This window comes from Francisella hispaniensis FSC454, assembly GCF_001885235.1.
Classification (GTDB): Bacteria; Pseudomonadota; Gammaproteobacteria; order Francisellales; family Francisellaceae; genus Francisella; species Francisella hispaniensis.
Genome location: NZ_CP018093.1, coordinates 1655334 through 1673421, shown reverse-complemented (window position 1 = coordinate 1673421; position 18088 = coordinate 1655334). Strand labels below are relative to the sequence as shown.

Here is an 18088-nt window from a genome sequence, read left to right as displayed (position 1 = left end):
TGGCGTGGCGCTGTTTAAAATTGATAAATCTTTAGAGTATATAAAAGAGAAGCCTTTTCGATTAGAGAAAGAGATTCAGGCATTAACAGAAGAGAATATTCAAATTGTATTTGGCTTGGAGCTTGTTAAATCAGAGTTTGCTCTTAATAACTTTAGGATTGATTCTCTCGCATTTGATAGAGATACAAAGTCTTTTGTAATTATTGAATACAAGAGAGATAAGAACTTTAGTGTTATTGATCAGGGTTATGCTTATCTATCTTTAATGTTGAATAATAAAGCAGATTTTATTTTAGAGTATAATGAGGGTTCGGAGCAGTCGTTAAATAGGAAAGATGTTGATTGGTCTCAATCAAGAGTTATATTTATATCCCAAGCTTTTACTAACTATCAAAGAGAAGCTATAAACTTTAAAGACTTACCTATAGAACTATGGGAAGTTAAAAGATATGAAAACAAAACCATTTCATATGAGCAGATTCGTAAAGCAGATTCACAAGAGAGTATAAAAACTATCTCTAAAAAGGACAATGCTATAGATAGTGTTAGTAAAGAAATCAAAGTTTACTCTGAAGAAGATCTTGTATCTAAAGCTTCTGATGAAATAAAAGAGCTTTATATGCAACTTAAGGTTGCTGTTCTAAACTTTGGAGATATCGATATTAAACCAACTAAGCATTATATTGCTTTTGTTGGAGCTAAAAATATTATTGATGTGCAAGTTCAGAAAAAAGCATTAAAGATATGGATAAATATGCCAATCGGGAGTTTGGATGATCCTAAGGAAATTGCTAGAGATATGTCAAATACAGGGCATTTAGGAAACGGGGATTACGAGATTCAAATAAGTTCTGATAATGATTTCGAGTATATTTTGAGTTTGATTAAACAGTCAGTAAGAAAAAACGGTAAATAGTTGGGGCAATTATGTTAGCAGCATGTATAGCAGAATTAATAGGTACAATGCTACTTATCCTTTTGGGTAATGGTGTTGTTGCGGGTGTAGTTTTAAATAAGACAAAAGCACATAATGGTGGCTGGATAGTTATTACATTTGCTTGGGGTCTTGCTGTTTTTATTGGTGTGTTAGTGGCGGGACCAATCAGTGGCGCTCACTTGAACCCTGCTGTGACATTGGCTTTAGCTCTTGCGGGCAAGTTTTCATGGGGTTGGGTATTACCATTTATCATAAGTCAGATTATAGGAGCGATGCTTGGTCAACTATTAGTGTGGATTATGTATTATCCTCATTATTCAGCAACTGATAATCCCGAGTTAAAATTAGCGACTTGTTGTACATCACCAGCAATTAAGCATTTACCAGCAAATTTTGCTAGTGAAGTAATAGGGACATTTGTTTTAATTTTAGCTATTTTGACTATGCATGGTGTTGTCTTACATATTGGAGATTCTAGTATAACAACGACTTATCCAGTAGATATGGGCACTCTAGGAGGTATACCAGTAGCATTTGTGGTTGTTGTGATTGGAATGTCCTTAGGCGGGACTACAGGCTATGCAATTAATCCAGCTAGGGATTTTGGTCCAAGACTATTTCATGCTATTATGCCAATACAAGGAAAGGGTTCTTCACAATGGAGTTATGCTTGGGTACCAATACTTGGTCCAATTTGTGGAAGTGTAATTGCCTCAGCTTTTTACCTATTGCTAAAGATAGAGGGAGTTTTTTAGATAATGTGTGAAATAACTTTAATACCATTACTAGCAGATGATGTTTTGAGATTACTTATTTCCTTTATTTTATTCTTATGTTGTGTGATTCTAAGTTATATTTTTGCTAAGCAAAAGTCTTGGGATGTTGCTTTTTGGATTTGTTTTTCGATATTCTTATTTAGTTTAGGTGGTTATGGCTATGTTATTCATCATATCTATTTAGAAAATACTTTTTCATACGATGGTTTTATTTCTGGGGCAGCTTTTATGACGGTTTGTGGATTGTTATTTTCAAGAAGAAGATATGTTCAATTTGTCGATACTTTTATAAATAAAAATACAGCTATTTTATTTGCAACTTTCCTTGTTTTTGCTTTAATTTATATTTTAACAATAAGATATAATTTTAGCTGCGTTGAAGAGCCGCATCAGTTTTTTATAGATGTATTACAGATAGTTATTTATCCTTTATTATTATTGTTTGCTATCACATCTTTTCTATATAGATTTGCTGTATGTTTATCTGCCTTTGCTGTAAGTATGGCTTTATTTATAATAGAAAATATTTTGTTTATAGTTCATGCTATAGCTGCTCAGCATCAATATGATATAGTATTTGAAGAGTTATTATTCGCAGTTATATCAATAATCTTAAGTACTATATCGGTATATATGCTTAATAGAGCAAAAAGAATATATAAGGAAAATAAGGATGTTTGATCAGGTAAGTAATAGTAGTTCATTTCTCATTAATCTCTTGGTTGCGGTTGTTATTTTAGTTATCGGTTTTTGGGTATCTAAACATATAAAGTCTCTTGTGTATGGCTTGTTGAAAGAGTACGACAAAACAGTATCACAATTTTTAGCTAGTCTAGTTTATACAATTTTTTTAGTGCTAGTGGTTGTGATTGCTTTAGCAAAAATAGGGGTGCCGATATCTCCTATTACAGGGGTTCTAACTGGCGTGGTTTTTGGTATCTCAATGTCGCTAAAGACATCTTATAATATCGTTGCCTCTGGTATTATGCTGGCATTTAGTAAACCTTTTGAGATTGGAGAAATTGTTGATATTGGCGGTACCAAAGGTACAGTTAAGTCAATTGGTTTTTTGTATACTAAGCTTGATGATGAGAATGGCAATCAAATTGTAATCTCAAATAATCTTGTCATGTCTAAAGTAATTACTAGATTTACTCAAACAGATAAATAATGCAAAAAAACTTTCTTTCTTCAGAGAGGATCCTCTATTTACCTAATGGTCAAAAAATAATTCTTAATCAACAGCAATTAGAAGCAGTAAAGCAAATCAAGAAATTTCTTAAAAGTGAAGATTATTATTTTTTATTATCTGGTTTTGCTGGTACTGGAAAGACTACTGTCGTGAAAAAAATTCTTGATGAATATCCTAAAAAGGCTATAGTGTCGGCGCCTACCCGTAAAGCTAATGCTGTTATATCTCAAGTAACAGCTACACAAGGTTATACTATTCATTCGTTGTTAGGTTTACAACCAGATATAAATCTAGAAGATTTTAATCCAAATGATCCGGTGTTTGGACAGATTAAAAAAGCGACTATTCGCAACTATAATCTCATTATAATAGATGAGGCTAGTATGATAAATACAGCACTCTTTGAGCTAATTGACTATGAGATAAATAAATCATTAGAAACAAAAGTGCTCTTTTTGGGAGATCAAGCACAAATACCACCAGTTGGAGACCAGTTAAGTCCAATCTTTGCACTTGAAAACAGTTATCAGTTGACAGAGTTGATGCGTCAGGCAAGTGATAATCCATTAGCGCCACTAAGTCAACAACTTCGCAACGTTAATAACGATTTGCCAGACTTTCTAATCAAAAAGCAAACTCTTTTAAGTGAAGCAGCAGAAGGAATACTTTTTGTAAACTCAAATGAGGAATTTCGTGAGCAATTAATCAAAGTATTTGGTTCTATTCATGCAAAAACTGATCCAAATTATGCTAAGTTAATAGCTTGGCGAAATAAAACTGTGATGCAATCAAATCGCATTATCAGGGATTTGGTGTTTGGTGATGATGTAAAACTTGTTGAGAAGGGAGATGTGTTAACAGGTTATCGAGCGATAAAAGCTAATTCAAAAGAAGCATTTCTGATAAATAATTGCATAGATTATAAAGTTCTCGATGTGTCCAAAAGACAAAAGAATGTAAATGGATTATATGGTTATACAGTAAATATTTTAGAGAAAGCAAAAATATTTAAAGGTTTTGAGCAAAGGAATATTTTTGTAATAGATTCTCAAGATGAAAATAACTTATATGATTATGCAGAAATACATGATAGTTTATTGGAAATTGCCAGGTCAGATAAATTATGGAATACATATTATGAATTTCGTAAAAATAACCTGTTGCTGATTGATATTAATAGCTACCGTGATGGTAGGCCTAGATCTAAAAACAATTTAATCAAAAAAGATCTCGATTATGGTTTTGCAGTTACGGCACATAAGGCACAAGGTTCAACATATAGCAAAGTGTTTGTGTTACTAAAAGATATTCAGCTAAATACAAATATTAGTGAGAGAAATCAGATTCTTTATGTTGCAATGACTAGAGCAAAAAAATTATCAATTGTTTTATAAAAATGTTAGTGCATTACTTTACATTTATAGTTAAGCATAGTAAGATAATAGCAGTTTTTTTGTGAAAGATTACTAATATACTCAAAAGTAAACAATAAATACAAAAAAGCTTGATTTTTAGTCAAATAAACTTTATAGTTATCTAAAAGTTTTAGGGGAGGGATTCCCGAGCGGCCAAAGGGATCAGACTGTAAATCTGACGGCACAGCCTTCGCAGGTTCGAATCCTGCTCCCTCCACCATGCGGGTGTAGTTCAATGGTAGAACTTCGGCCTTCCAAGCCGATAGCGTGGGTTCGATTCCCATCACCCGCTCCACCTAAAATAGTTTTAATAAAATATACAAGCTCGCATGGCTCAGGTGGTAGAGCACTCCCTTGGTAAGGGAGAGGTCACCAGTTCAAGTCTGGTTGTGAGCACCATATTTGAAGTTATTGTTTTTTGTTGAAAAAAAATGGAGTAAAAAATGGCTAAAGAAAAATTTGAGCGTTCGAAGCCGCATGTAAACGTAGGTACAATTGGTCACGTTGACCACGGTAAAACTACTCTTACAGCAGCTATTACAAAAGTTATGGCTGAGAAGAACGGTGGTATGGCGCGTAAATTTGATGAGATTGATAGTGCACCAGAAGAAAAAGCGCGTGGTATTACTATTAATACTTCTCACGTTGAGTATGAGTCTCCTAATAGACACTATGCTCACGTAGACTGTCCAGGACACGCTGACTATGTTAAGAACATGATTACTGGTGCTGCACAGATGGACGGCGCTATTCTAGTATGTTCTGCTGCAGATGGTCCTATGCCACAAACTCGTGAGCACATTCTGCTTTCTCGTCAGGTTGGTGTACCAAAGATCGTTGTTTTCTTAAACAAGTGTGACATGGTTGATGACGAAGAGTTATTAGAGTTAGTTGAGATGGAAGTTCGTGAGCTTTTAGATCAGTATGAGTTCCCAGGTGATGACACTCCAGTTATTATGGGTTCAGCTCTTAAAGCTATCGAAGGTGATGAAGCATATGTTGAGAAGATTGTTGAGCTAGTTCAAGCTATGGATGACTATATACCTGCTCCTGAGCGTGATACTGAGAAGCCATTTATTCTTCCAATTGAAGATGTGTTCTCAATTTCAGGTCGTGGTACAGTTGTAACAGGGCGTATTGAGCGTGGCGTTGTTAACGTTGGTGATGAAGTTGAAGTTGTTGGTATTCGTCCAACTCAGAAGACTACAGTAACTGGTGTTGAAATGTTCCGTAAGCTTCTAGACAGAGGGGAAGCTGGTGATAACGTTGGTATCCTAGTTCGTGGTCTTAAGAGAGATGACGTTGAGCGTGGACAAGTATTATGTAAGCCAGGTTCAATTAAGCCACATACTAAGTTTGAAGCTGAGGTTTATGTATTATCTAAAGAAGAAGGTGGTAGACATACTCCATTCTTCAAAGGATATAGACCACAATTCTACTTCCGTACTACAGATATTACTGGAGCGGTTGAGCTTCCGGAAGGTGTAGAAATGGTTATGCCTGGCGATAACGTTAAGATGACTATTACACTAATCAACCCAATCGCGATGGATGAGGGTTTACGCTTTGCAATCCGTGAGGGTGGTAGAACAGTAGGTGCTGGTGTTGTAGCTAAAATTATCGAGTAATTGATAATTAATATTGTAGGTCAGTAGTTCAATTGGTAGAGCAGCGGTCTCCAAAACCGCAAGTTGGGGGTTCGAGTCCCTCCTGGCCTGCCACATAATTAAGGCAGTGTTGTGATTTTTGCAGCACTGCCTTTTTTATTTCTTGATATTATACTCTCTGTATGTTATTTTATAGGCTACATTTATGATTTTCCTGTGTATAAATTACATTTTTGAAGGATTGTTTTGTGAAAAAGAATCAAGGTTTTAATAATAATAAAGTATGGATAAGTGGTGTAACAAAGACCACTGAGGTTAAAAAAATCTCTAAAACTAATAATTTAATGCTATGGTTGGCTGTAGTGGCAATTATTGTTGTAGGCGTTGCTGTCACAATGTATTCGGATATTTTGGGAGATAGCTATAGCACTTATAATACATCTTTGGCTGTTATTGTTGTGTTGCTTGCTGTAGTTGTTGCTAGATTTACAAATCAAGGACGTCGTTTTTGGGCATTTTTCCAGGCTTCTAAGCTTGAATTGGCAAAAGTTGTGTGGCCTACACGTAAAGAGACAATGACTATTTCTCTAATGGTGATAGTTGTGGTAATAATTTTTGCGCTGATAATATCTTTATTTGGTGTTATATTTGGGAATTTTATTCAGTATTTTCTGGGTTAATAAAGGGATATAAGTATGCTTTGGTATGTTGTGCAGGTGCACTCAGGTTACGAAAAAAGAGTGAAAGCTCAGCTTGAAGAAAATATTGAGATAGCTGGATTGAAAAATAACTTTGGCAGAATTCTTGTTCCTACTGAAAATGTGGTTGAGATGAAAGGTGGGCAAAAGCGTAAGAGCGAAAGAAAATATTTTCCAGGCTATGTTTTGATCGAGGCTGATTTATCAACTGATGCTTGGAACCTTGTTAAATCGGTTCCACGAGTGCTAACTGTTGTTGGTTCTAAGGGTAAGCCAATACCTTTGAGTAAAGCGGAAGTGGAAAGAATATTAGGTTTTGTTGAAGGAAGCAAATCTACTGTAGAGCCAAGATTAAGAAAATCTTATCACGTTGGTGAAGTTGTTCGAGTCCTGGAAGGACCATTTAATGACTTTACTGGCGTTATTGAAGAAGTTAACTATGAGAAGTCAAGATTAAGAGTGGCAGTATCTATCTTTGGTAGATCTACTCCTGTTGAGCTTGAGTTTTCTCAAGTTGAAAAAGAATCTTAGTATTCAACTAAGATATTGGGGAGCTTATATCTTTATATAAGTGCTATCAACCTAAATTTGGAGAAAAATAAATGGCTAAGAAAAAAATAGAAGCTATTATTAAGTTGCAAGTTGCAGCAGGGAAAGCGAATCCTAGTCCGCCAATTGGTCCTGCATTGGGTCAACACGGTGTTAATATTATGGGATTCTGTAAGGAATTTAACGCTAAGACGCAAGGTATGGAGGCAGGTATGCCAATACCGGTAGAAATATCTGTTTATAGTGATCGTAGCTTTACATTTGAAATGAAGACGCCACCTGCTTCTTACTTAATTAAGAAAGCAATTAATGTAAAATCAGGTTCATCAAAGCCTTCTAAAGAGTTTGTTGGAACTATAACTCGTGCGCAATTAGAAGAGATCGCAAAAGTTAAAGATCCTGATCTAACAGCTGCTGATTTAGATGCTGCTGTAAGAATTATTGCTGGTTCTGCTCGTAGTATGGGCGTAAAAGTAGAAGGGGTTTAATGATGGCTAAAGTTTCAAAAAGAATGAAAGAAATCTCAGCAAAAATTAATGCTGAGAAAAAATATCCAGTATCAGAAGCTTTTGATCTTTTAAGAGAAGTTTCTTCTGTTAAGTTTGTTGAGTCTGTAGATGTGTCTGTAGCTCTTGGTGTGGATCCGCGTAAATCTGATCAAGTTGTAAGAGGAGCTTCAGTTTTACCTAATGGAACTGGTAAAACTGTTAGAGTAGCAGTTTTTGCAAAAGGTCCTGCAGCTGATGCGGCTAAAGAAGCTGGTGCTGATGTTGTTGGTATGGAAGATTTAGCTGATGAAGTTAAAAAAGGTAATATGGATTTTGATGTTGTAATCGCTTCTCCAGATTCTATGAGAGTGGTTGGACAACTGGGTCAAATCCTAGGTCCTAAAGGTCTTATGCCAAACCCTAAAGTTGGTACTGTGACTATGGATGTTGCTAAAGCAGTTAGAGATGCTAAAGCAGGTCAAGTTAGATATAGAGTTGACAAGGCTGGTATAATTCATACTACTATTGGTAAGGTAAACTTTACTAGCGATGCGCTTAAGCAAAACTTAGAGCAGTTATTGACTGATCTGAAAAAAGCTAAGCCAGCAGTATCTAAAGGCGTTTATCTGAAAAAAGTTTCTGTATCTAGTACAATGGGTCCAGGAATAAATGTTGACTTTTCAGATTTGAGCATATAAAATACTGCTTTGCAATTTCTTTGGGTTGTATGTGAATGCAACGATCAAAGACCGTAGGAGTCAAGCTTGCTTGGCTTAATATTTATCCTACGCAGACGATGTTGACAACCTTTTTGGTCTAAATATCGTGTTAATTAAATAAAAGTGTGGACAATAAATAAGGAGTCGATATGGCACTTAGAATAGAGGATAAAAAAGCAATTGTTGCTGAAGTTGCTGAACAAGTGTCCTCAGCATTGTCTGCAGCAGTAGCAGACTACCGTGGTTTGACTGTTAATGAAATGACTTCATTAAGAAAACAAGCTCGTGAGTCTGGGGTTTATTTAAGAGTTGTGCGTAACAACTTAGCACGTTTAGCAATTAAAGGAACTGAATTAGAGTGTCTTGCTGATGCTCTTAAAGGTCCTCTTGTTCTTGCTCTTTCTAAGGATGAGCCAGGTGCAGCAGCTAAGCTATTCAAAAACTTTCAAAAAGATCATAATGCTTTTGAAGTTAAGAATTTGGCTATGTCTGGTGAACTGTTTGGTCCTGAAAAGTTAGATGACTTTGCTAAGCTTCCTACTAGGGAAGAGGCACTTGCTACATTACTTAATGTTATGCAAGCACCAGTTACTAAGTTTGTTCGTACTCTTAATGAGATTCCGTCTCAGGCGGTACGAGTATTTGCTGCTGTTGGAGATAGTAAATAATTGCACTGGCTTATTAGAAAGCTAAAAAAAGAATTAATTGTTAAATAAATAGGAGTTATAAAATGGCTATAACAAAAGAAGATATCTTAAATGCTGTTGCTGAAATGAGCGTTATGGATGTGTGTGATTTAGTTAAAATGATGGAAGATAAGTTTGGTGTTTCTGCTGCTGCAGCTGTAGCTGTAGCTGCTGGTCCAGTTGCTGGTCCTGCTGAAGCTGCTGAAGAGAAAACTGAGTTTGACGTTGTTTTAGTTGATGCTGGATCAAATAAAATTGCTGCTATTAAAGCAGTAAGAGGCGCAACTGGTCTAGGTCTTAAAGAAGCTAAAGATGCTGTAGAAGGTACTCCTTTCACAGTTAAAGAAGCTGCTTCTAAAGAAGAAGCTGAAGCTCTTAAAAAGCAACTTGAAGAAGCTGGCGCTAAAGTTGAGCTTAAATAATAAAATTCTAAACTATAGTTTTTAGAAATTTATGACTAGTGGTCAATTTTTGGCCTCTAGTCTTTCTAGTATTGAAAGATACATAGATATTGGTGCAAATATAGTCATATTTGCTTTTTATTTTGTGTAAACAAAATCTTAGGGATGTTTTTGATGTCTTACTCATACGCTGAGAAAAAAAGAATTCGTAAAGAGTTTGGGGTTCTTCCTCATATCTTAGATGTGCCATATTTACTTTCTATTCAAACAGAGTCATACAGAAAATTTTTGACTGCAGATGCAGCTAAAGGAAGATTGCACTCTGGTCTTGAATTGGTTTTAAAACAGTCTTTCCCTGTTGAGAGTAAAAATGGTCAATATGAACTTCACTATGTTGATTATCAAATTGGTGAGCCTACTTTCGATGAAACTGAATGCCAGGTTCGTGGTGCCACTTATGATGCACCATTAAATGTGAAGTTAAGATTGGTTGTATATAATAAAGATGCGCTTCCAAATGAGAAAATTGTCGAAGACATTAGAGAAGAGTATGTGTACATGGGCGATATTCCGCTGATGACAACTAACGGTACTTTTATCATTAATGGAACAGAAAGGGTAGTAGTTTCTCAGTTACATAGATCACCAGGGGTGTTCTTTAGTAAGGATGACTCTGAAGAAGGAGCGTTCTCAGCACGTATTATTCCATATAGGGGTTCATGGCTTGATTTTGAATTTGACTCAAAAGGTATCATATGGGCTAGGATTGACAGAAAAAGAAAATTCTGTGCTACAGTTATTTTAAAGGCTCTTGGTTATACTCAAGAGCAAATATTAGAGAATTTCTCTGAGAGCAAGACAATTACTTTTAATAGCAAAGGTTTTGCACTTAGACTTGATAACCTTTCAAATATGAAAGGTGAAGTGCTTAAGTTTGACATCGTTGATGCTCAAGATAATGTTATTGCTAAAAAGAATAAGAAATTAACTTCAAGAGATATTAAGAAAATCAAAGATGCTGGAGTTGATTCTGTTGCAATTGATTTTGATTTAGTAAGCACTCTTAGAGTTGCAAAAGATATCATTAATGAGGCTACTGGTGAAGTTATAGCTTATGCAAATGATGATGTTACAGAAAATTTATTAGAAGCATGCGTAGAAATAGGCATGCTTGAGCTTGAGGTTATTGATTTTATAACTACAGAAAGAGGTAGATATATATCTGATACTCTAAAGTATGATCTTACAAGAAATACTGATGAGGCTCTTGTTGAAATATACAAAGTTTTAAGACCAGGTGATCCTCCCTGCGGCAGCTTCAGTTAAAGCTTTATTTGAAGGTTTGTTCTTTATTGAAAGTAGATATAGCCTTTCTGACATTGGTAGAATGAAGCTAAATGCTAGATTAGGCTCAGATAAGGTGTCTAAAGATATCTATACTTTAGAAAATAGTGATATCGTTGGCGTAATTGAAGAGCTTATAAATATCCGTGATGGTAAAGGTAAAGTTGATGATATTGACCACTTAGGCAATAGACGTGTGCGTTCTGTTGGTGAAATGGTTGAAAATCAATTTAGAATAGGGCTTTATCGTGTAGAGAAAGGTATTCGTGAGAGTATGTCGTTAGTACATAAAGATAAGCTTATGCCTAAAGATATTGTGAACTCTAAGCCAATTACAGCAGCAATTAAAGAATTTTTCACATCGGGCGCTTTATCGCAGTTTATGGATCAGGATAATCCTCTATCTGAAGTAACTCACAAGAGAAGAATCTCAGCATTAGGTCCAGGTGGGTTATCGCGTGATAGAGCTGGTTTTGAGGTGCGTGACGTTCACGCAACACACTATGGTAGATTATGTCCGATTGAGACTCCGGAAGGTCCAAATATTGGTCTAATTAACTCATTAGCAAGTTATGCTCGTGTTAATGATTATGGTTTCTTAGAAGCACCATATAGAAAAGTTGTTGATGGTAAGGTTACAGATGAAATTGAATACTTATCTGCTATTGATGAAGATAATTATGTAATTGCCCAAGCATCAACTAAACTTGATGAAAATAACCATTTTGTTGAAGATCTTATTCAATGTCGTTCTGGTGGTGAGGCAATATTTACTGAGTCAAGTAGAGTTCAGTATATGGATGTTTCTGCTAAACAGATGGTTTCAGCAGCTGCCGCACTAATTCCTTTCCTTGAGCATGATGATGCTAACAGGGTATTAATGGGTGCAAACATGCAACGTCAAGCGGTACCAACTCTTAAATCTGAGAAGCCTTTAGTCGGTACAGGTATGGAGAAGATTGTTGCGAGAGATTCTGGTAACTGTATTATTGCAAGAAATGCTGGTGAAGTGGCGGAAGTTGATTCTAATAGAATCGTTATTAAAGTAGATACTGAAAAATCACAAACTAGTGATTTGGTCGATATTTATAGTCTAACTAAATTTAAACGCTCAAACAAAAATACTTGTATCAATCAGCGTCCAATAGTAAATGTTGGAGATAAAGTAGAAGCCGGCGATATTTTAGCTGATGGTTTTGCAACTGATTTTGGTGAGTTGTCTCTAGGACATAACTTGATGGTTGCTTTTATGCCATGGAATGGTTATAACTTTGAGGATTCAATCTTACTATCTGAAAGAATAGTAAAAGATGATAAGTATACTAGTATCCATATTGAAGAGTTTACATGTGTGGCTCGTGATACTAAGCTTGGTCCTGAAGAAATAACTGCAGATATCCCAAATGTTAGTGAGTCTAGCTTGGCAAAACTTGATGAATCAGGGATTGTCCATATTGGAGCTAATGTCGAAGCTGGTGATATTTTGGTAGCTAAGATTACTCCAAAAGCTGAGCAGCAACTAACTCCTGAAGAAAGACTACTTAGGGCAATCTTTAATGAAAAAGCATCAAATGTTGCTGATAGTTCATTAAGAATGCCAAGTGGTACTTCTGGTACGGTTATTAATGTACAAGTATTTGAGAATGACAAAGGCGGTAAAAGTAAGCGAGCACTTAAGATTGAAAAAGAATTGATCGATAAAGCACGTAAGGATTTTGATGAGGAATTTGCAGTAATTGAATCTGTAGTTAAATCATCAATTGAACAAGATGTTATTGGTGCAAAAATCCAAAAAGCAAAAGGACTTAAAAAAGGTGCTATTCTTACAAAAGAATTTTTAGCAACGCTACCTTTCTCTAAATGGCTAGAAATTTCTTTTGTGGATGAGAAGCTTGAAGAGAAAGTTCAAAATGCTAGAGAGTATTATGAAGAAGCTAAAATCGCTATAGATGCTAAATTTGAAGCTAAGAAAAAATCTATTACTCAAAGTAATGAGCTATCTCCTGGTGTACTTAAAACTGTTAAAGTTTTTGTTGCGATTAAAAAACGTATTCAGCCAGGTGATAAGATGGCTGGTCGTCACGGTAACAAAGGTGTGGTTTCACGTGTATTACCAGTTGAAGATATGCCGTATATGGAAGATGGTACTCCTGTTGATGTTTGTCTAAATCCTTTAGGTATCCCATCGCGTATGAATATTGGGCAGATTTTAGAAGCACACTTAGGTTTAGCTTCGTATGGTTTGGGTAAGAGAATTGAAAAAGCTCTTGAGAAAACTAGAAAAGTAGCTGAACTAAGAAAGACTTTGGAAGAAGTATATAATAGCGTTGGTGATAAGAAAGTTAATCTTGAGGCTTTAAATGATGAAGAGATACTAACTCTTTGTGAAAACCTAAAACATGGTGTGCCTATTGCTACTCCAGTATTTGATGGCGCTAAAGAAGAAGACATCAAGTCTCTACTGAAAATAGGTGGTTTTGCAACTAATGGTCAGATGAAACTTTTTGATGGTCGTACTGGTAAGCCTTTTGACAGACATGTAACAGTTGGTTATATGTATATGCTAAAACTAGATCACTTAGTAGATGATAAGATGCATGCAAGATCGACTGGTTCATATAGTTTAGTTACACAGCAACCATTAGGTGGTAAAGCACAGTTTGGTGGACAAAGATTCGGTGAGATGGAAGTTTGGGCATTACAAGCATATGGTGCTGCTTATACATTAAGAGAGATGCTAACAGTTAAGTCAGATGACATAGCGGGTAGATCTAAAATGTATAAGAATATAGTTGATGGTAAGTTGACTATGAATGTAGATGTTCCAGAGTCATTCAATGTTTTAAGAAATGAAGTTAGAGCATTGGGTATAGATATGGATTTTGACTACTCATCTGAGGAAGAATAAGCATCTTAATTTAAAGCTACTTATTTTTTGTTATTAAAATAAAAGTATAGGAGAATTACCAGTGAATAACGGTATCCTACATCAAAATTACAATAGTAAAAAGTTTGATATTATTAAAATATCTTTAGCATCACCTGAGGTTATTCGTTCGTGGTCTCATGGTGAAGTTAAAAAACCAGAAACTATAAACTATAGAACATTTAAGCCTGAAAGAGACGGATTATTCTGTGCTAAGATATTTGGTCCGATAAAAGACTATGAATGCTTATGCGGTAAGTACAAAAGACTTAAGCACCGTGGCGTAGTATGTGAGCGTTGTGGTGTTGAGGTTGAGCAAGCTAAAGTAAGAAGAGAAAGAATGGGGCATATTGATTTAGTATGTCCTGTAGTGCATATTTGGTATCTAAAGTCTTTACCTTCTAGAATTGGTTTATTCTTGGATATGCCATTAAAGAATGTTGAGAAAGTTTTATACTTTGAGTCATACATAGTTACTGACCCAGGTATGACTCCATTAGAGAAAAAACAACTTCTTACAGATGAAGAGTATGCTGAAGCATTAGAAAATTATGGTTATGAGTTTGAAGCATCTATGGGTGCTGAAGCAATAAGAGATTTATTAGCAGATACTGATATCGAGTCAGAGATCGAGTTACTTCAAGCTGAATATGAAGAGAGTAAATCTACCGCGAAGAAAGAAAAAGCTATTAAGAGATTAAGACTTCTTGAAACTTTCCAAGCTTCTGGTAATAAACCTGAGTGGATGGTAATGACAGTATTACCTGTATTACCACCGGATTTAAGACCATTGGTACCAATCGAAGGAGGTAGATTTGCGACTTCTGATCTTAATGATTTATATCGTAGGGTAATTAATAGAAATAATAGACTTAAAAAACTATTAGACTTAAATGCTCCTGATATTATCGTCAGAAATGAAAAGAGAATGTTACAAGAAGCGGTAGATGCTTTATTAGATAATGGTAGACGTGGTAGAGCAGTAACAGGCTCTAACAAAAGACCACTTAAATCATTAGCAGATATGATTAAGGGTAAACAAGGTCGTTTCCGTCAAAACTTATTAGGTAAGCGTGTTGACTATTCTGGTCGTTCAGTAATTACAGTAGGTCCATCACTTAGACTTCATGAATGTGGTTTACCTAAGAAGATGGCACTAGAGTTATTCAAACCATTTGTATACTCTAAGCTAAGGTTAGGCGGCCATGCAACTACTATCAAACAGGCTAAGAGAATGGTTGAGCTTGAGGAAGCTGTGGTATGGGATATTCTTGAAACTGTAATTAATGAGCATCCGGTATTACTAAACCGTGCTCCTACATTACATAGACTAGGTATTCAAGCGTTTGAGCCTAGACTTATTGAAGGTAAGGCTATACAGCTACATCCATTAGTTTGTGCCGCGTTTAACGCTGACTTTGATGGTGACCAAATGGCTGTACACGTACCATTAACAGTTGAGTCGCAACTAGAAGCTAGAGTATTAATGATGTCAACAAACAACATCTTATCACCAGCATCTGGTCAACCTATTATTACTCCTACTCAGGATATTGTATTAGGTCTATACTATATTACTAGAGAAAAAGAGGGTGCTCGTGGCGAGGGTAAGTTATTCTCTAGTTATGAAGATGTAAGCAGAGCTTACAACTCAGGTACTATAGATATCCATGCTAAGATTAAACTAAGAATAGATAGACAAGTATTTGATACTAAAGGTAACACATACAATGAGAAAGGTGTAGTTAATACCACTGTTGGTAGAGCACTTTTATTAAATATACTACCTGAAGGTTTATCTTTCTCCTTATTAAACAAAGTACTAGTTAAGAAAGAAATTTCTAAAATTATTAATCAGGCATTTAGAGTCTTAGGTGGTAAAGCTACGGTAGTTTTAGCAGATAAGTTAATGTATGCAGGTTTCAAATATTCAACATTGTCAGGTGTTTCTGTAGGTGTTGATGATATGACTATTCCTGATAACAAAGAAGCTAAAATTGAAGAAGCAGAAAAAGAAATTAAGCAAATTACCGAACAGTATCAGTCTTCATTAATTACTGAAAATGAGAGATATAACAATATTATCAATATTTGGAGTAAGACTTCAGATGAGGTTGGAGCTTCGATGATGGATGCTATATCTAAAGACACTGTTACTATTAACGGTGAGAAAAAAGAAATTGAGTCATTCAACTCTGTATATATGATGGCTAAATCAGGTGCGAGAGGTTCTTACAACCAAATGAGACAGCTTGCAGGTATGCGTGGTCTGATGGCAAAACCAGATGGGACGATGATTGAAACTGCAATTACAGCAAACTTTAGAGAAGGTCTGTCAGTATTGCAGTACTTTACATCTACTCACGGTGCGCGTAAAGGTCTAGCTGATACAGCTCTTAAGACAGCTAACGCAGGTTATCTGACGCGTAGACTAGTTGATGTGGCTCAAGATTTAGTTGTTATTGAAGAAGATTGTGGTACTGATGATGGTTTGATGTTCTCAGCTATTGTTGAAGATGGTGAAGTCAAAGTTCCTCTAGTGGAGCGAGCTTTAGGAAGAACTTTAGCGGCAGATGTGGTTACTGAGAAGGGGGTTGTATTGCTTGAAGCAGGTACTTTATTAGATGAGAATCTTGTTGAGTTACTTGATGATAATGGTATTGATATGATCAAAGTCAGATCACCAATAACTTGTAAAACACGCAGAGGATTATGTGCTAAGTGTTATGGTCGTGATCTAGCGCGTGAAAGACAAGTTAATGTTGGTGAATCTGTAGGTGTAATTGCTGCTCAATCAATTGGTGAGCCAGGTACGCAGCTGACAATGAGAACATTCCACACTGGTGGTGCCGCGTCTTTAGGTATTACAGTTTCTGACATTAAAGTTAAAACTGCTGGTAAGATTAAGTTTAAGAATATTAGAACTGTAACTAACAAAGAAGGTCAAGAAATTGTTATATCTCGTGCAGGTGAGATTATCGTTTCTGATACTATGGGTAGAGTGAGAGAACAGCATAAGATCCCTATGGGTGCAGTCCTTCCTTTAGCTAGTGGTAAAGCTGTAGAAATTGGTGATGTAATTGCTATGTGGGATCCGCATGCTCAGCCATTAATTACAGATGTTGCTGGTAAAGTTATTCTTGAGGATGTGATTGATGGTATAACGTCTAAACATACCTATGATGATTTGACTGGTCAGCAAACTATTGAGATAACTTCAATATCTCAAAAAACAACATCTAAAAACTTAAAACCAGTTGTTAAGATTGTTGATGAAAAAGGTGCTGAGCTTAAGTCAATACCTCTAGCAGTTGGAGCAGTACTAAATGTTGCTGATGATTCTATACTAGAGGTTGGTGATATCGTAGCTAAGATTCCTCTAGAAGGGTCTAAGAACAAAGATATTACTGGAGGTCTTCCACGTGTTGCTGAGCTTTTCGAAGCTAGACGTCCTAAAGATGCGGCAATACTTTCTCCATGTGATGGTATGGTTAGGCTTGGTAACAGAGACACTAAAGAGAAACAGCGTATTGAGATTATAGATAAAAATGGCCATATTCTTGAAGAGATATTATTACCTAAGTCTCGTCACCTAGTAGTTTTTGATGGTGAACAGGTTTCTAGGGGTGATGTTTTAGCTGATGGTCCTACTGATCCACATGATTTGCTTAAGTACAAAGGTCTTGAAGAATTTGCTGATTATATCCTTATCGAAGCACAGTCTGTATATCGTATGCAAGGTGTTGTAATCAATGATAAGCATATTGAGACAATTGTAAGACAAATGTTAAGAAAAGCTGTAATCCTTGATGAAGGTGATAGTAAGTTTGTCAAAGATGAAAGTATTGAGTTAGTAAGAATACTTGAAGAAAATGATAAACTGCGTAAGCAAGGTAAAAAAGAAGTTGAGTATGAGCTCGTATTAATGGGTATTACACGTTCTTCTTTATCTACGGAGTCATTCTTATCAGCTGCTTCTTTCCAAGAAACAACAAGAGTGCTTACTGAGGCTTCGATAAATTCACAAATTGATAATTTAAGAGGACTTAAAGAAAATGTTCTTATCGGTAGATTAATACCAACAGGTACTGGTCTAGCAGTAAGAAAAGAATCAAATAAGATTGAAAAAATGCGAGAAGAACTAGGGGTTGAAGATAATATGGTGTTTACTGATTTATCATCTTTTAGTCCTGAAGAAGTTTCTTTTGATAGTATTCAATCTCAAAAAGAAGATAAAGATATTAATGAAGATATTGAAGAGTCATTAAGAAACGCTCTTGAGTCACTAGATTTCTAATCTTTATTTATTTTCTCAATTTTTCAATCCAAATAAGATTTTATTATTCAAAT

At 35.6% G+C, this 18088-nt stretch carries 13 protein-coding genes, 4 tRNA genes and 1 pseudogene; all 18 read left to right on the top strand.

The features are described 5' to 3' along the window. The first annotated feature begins 4 nt into the window (after nt 1-4). The 18 genes and pseudogenes from FSC454_RS08275 (at nt 5) to rpoC (ending at nt 18035) form a co-directional block, all read left to right on the top strand. On the top strand, nt 5-916 hold the full coding sequence (locus FSC454_RS08275) for a DUF5655 domain-containing protein (protein WP_066045319.1): 912 nt from the start codon (nt 5-7) through the stop codon (nt 914-916). Between the two features lie 11 nt (nt 917-927). Then, nucleotides 928-1692 (top strand): MIP/aquaporin family protein, encoded by a 765-nt coding sequence (locus tag FSC454_RS08270; protein WP_066045321.1) that lies wholly within the window; start codon nt 928-930, stop codon nt 1690-1692. 3 nt (nt 1693-1695) lie between these two features. Next, the gene (locus FSC454_RS08265) at nt 1696-2394 is read left to right on the top strand and encodes a hypothetical protein (RefSeq protein ID WP_066045323.1); all 699 of its coding nucleotides are present in this window, start codon (nt 1696-1698) and stop codon (nt 2392-2394) included. Continuing rightward, nucleotides 2387-2884 carry a mechanosensitive ion channel domain-containing protein gene (locus tag FSC454_RS08260; RefSeq protein WP_014548922.1) on the top strand — a complete coding sequence of 166 codons (498 nt, stop codon included), beginning with the start codon at nt 2387-2389 and terminating at the stop codon, nt 2882-2884. The genes FSC454_RS08265 and FSC454_RS08260 overlap by 8 nt, the downstream gene beginning before the upstream one ends. Then, on the top strand, nt 2884-4299 hold the full coding sequence (locus FSC454_RS08255; RefSeq protein ID WP_066045326.1) for an ATP-dependent DNA helicase: 1416 nt from the start codon (nt 2884-2886) through the stop codon (nt 4297-4299). The genes FSC454_RS08260 and FSC454_RS08255 overlap by 1 nt, the downstream gene beginning before the upstream one ends. Nucleotides 4300-4455: 156 nt before the next feature. After that, nucleotides 4456-4540: transfer RNA gene (locus FSC454_RS08250), tRNA-Tyr, on the top strand. Nucleotide 4541: 1 nt separating this feature from the next. Then, nucleotides 4542-4615: transfer RNA gene (locus tag FSC454_RS08245), tRNA-Gly, on the top strand. 28 nt (nt 4616-4643) lie between these two features. Further along, nucleotides 4644-4719, top strand: a tRNA-Thr gene (locus FSC454_RS08240). A 44-nt stretch (nt 4720-4763) separates the two neighbouring features. After that, nucleotides 4764-5948 carry an elongation factor Tu gene (gene tuf, locus FSC454_RS08235; protein WP_014548920.1) on the top strand — a complete coding sequence of 395 codons (1185 nt, stop codon included), beginning with the start codon at nt 4764-4766 and terminating at the stop codon, nt 5946-5948. 17 nt (nt 5949-5965) lie between these two features. Beyond that, nucleotides 5966-6041, top strand: a tRNA-Trp gene (locus tag FSC454_RS08230). Nucleotides 6042-6175: 134 nt separating this feature from the next. Beyond that, a complete protein-coding gene (secE, locus tag FSC454_RS08225; protein WP_066045327.1) occupies nt 6176-6607 on the top strand; it encodes a preprotein translocase subunit SecE in 432 nt (143 codons plus the stop codon). Between the two features lie 15 nt (nt 6608-6622). Continuing rightward, nucleotides 6623-7156, top strand: a complete 534-nt coding sequence (gene nusG, locus FSC454_RS08220) for a transcription termination/antitermination protein NusG (protein ID WP_014548918.1) — start codon at nt 6623-6625, stop codon at nt 7154-7156. A 71-nt stretch (nt 7157-7227) separates the two neighbouring features. Next, nucleotides 7228-7662 (top strand): 50S ribosomal protein L11, encoded by a 435-nt coding sequence (gene rplK, locus FSC454_RS08215; protein WP_066045329.1) that lies wholly within the window; start codon nt 7228-7230, stop codon nt 7660-7662. Between the two features lie 2 nt (nt 7663-7664). Next, nucleotides 7665-8360, top strand: coding sequence for a 50S ribosomal protein L1 (gene rplA / locus FSC454_RS08210; protein ID WP_044247491.1), 696 nt, complete (start codon nt 7665-7667; stop codon nt 8358-8360). Between the two features lie 170 nt (nt 8361-8530). Then, nucleotides 8531-9049, top strand: a complete 519-nt coding sequence (rplJ, locus tag FSC454_RS08205) for a 50S ribosomal protein L10 (RefSeq protein WP_014548916.1) — start codon at nt 8531-8533, stop codon at nt 9047-9049. Between the two features lie 62 nt (nt 9050-9111). Next, nucleotides 9112-9489, top strand: coding sequence for a 50S ribosomal protein L7/L12 (rplL, locus tag FSC454_RS08200; protein WP_003024808.1), 378 nt, complete (start codon nt 9112-9114; stop codon nt 9487-9489). 153 nt (nt 9490-9642) lie between these two features. After that, a pseudogene (gene rpoB, locus FSC454_RS08195) lies at nt 9643-13720 on the top strand (DNA-directed RNA polymerase subunit beta). A 61-nt stretch (nt 13721-13781) separates the two neighbouring features. Further along, nucleotides 13782-18035 carry a DNA-directed RNA polymerase subunit beta' gene (gene rpoC / locus FSC454_RS08190; RefSeq protein WP_066045333.1) on the top strand — a complete coding sequence of 1418 codons (4254 nt, stop codon included), beginning with the start codon at nt 13782-13784 and terminating at the stop codon, nt 18033-18035. Nucleotides 18036-18088 lie beyond the last annotated feature (53 nt).

Bases quoted from the DNA above. Each gene is read 5' to 3' on its own strand.
- rplJ (WP_014548916.1), top strand. From the start codon at position 8,531: ATGGCACTTAGAATAGAGGATAAAAAAGCAATTGTTGCTGAAGTTGCT.
- FSC454_RS08255 (WP_066045326.1), top strand. From the start codon at position 2,884: ATGCAAAAAAACTTTCTTTCTTCAGAGAGGATCCTCTATTTACCTAAT.
- FSC454_RS08270 (WP_066045321.1), top strand. From the start codon at position 928: ATGTTAGCAGCATGTATAGCAGAATTAATAGGTACAATGCTACTTATC.
- tuf (WP_014548920.1), top strand. From the start codon at position 4,764: ATGGCTAAAGAAAAATTTGAGCGTTCGAAGCCGCATGTAAACGTAGGT.
- FSC454_RS08265 (WP_066045323.1), top strand. From the start codon at position 1,696: ATGTGTGAAATAACTTTAATACCATTACTAGCAGATGATGTTTTGAGA.
- FSC454_RS08260 (WP_014548922.1), top strand. From the start codon at position 2,387: ATGTTTGATCAGGTAAGTAATAGTAGTTCATTTCTCATTAATCTCTTG.
- rplK (WP_066045329.1), top strand. From the start codon at position 7,228: ATGGCTAAGAAAAAAATAGAAGCTATTATTAAGTTGCAAGTTGCAGCA.
- rplL (WP_003024808.1), top strand. From the start codon at position 9,112: ATGGCTATAACAAAAGAAGATATCTTAAATGCTGTTGCTGAAATGAGC.
- nusG (WP_014548918.1), top strand. From the start codon at position 6,623: ATGCTTTGGTATGTTGTGCAGGTGCACTCAGGTTACGAAAAAAGAGTG.
- rplA (WP_044247491.1), top strand. From the start codon at position 7,665: ATGGCTAAAGTTTCAAAAAGAATGAAAGAAATCTCAGCAAAAATTAAT.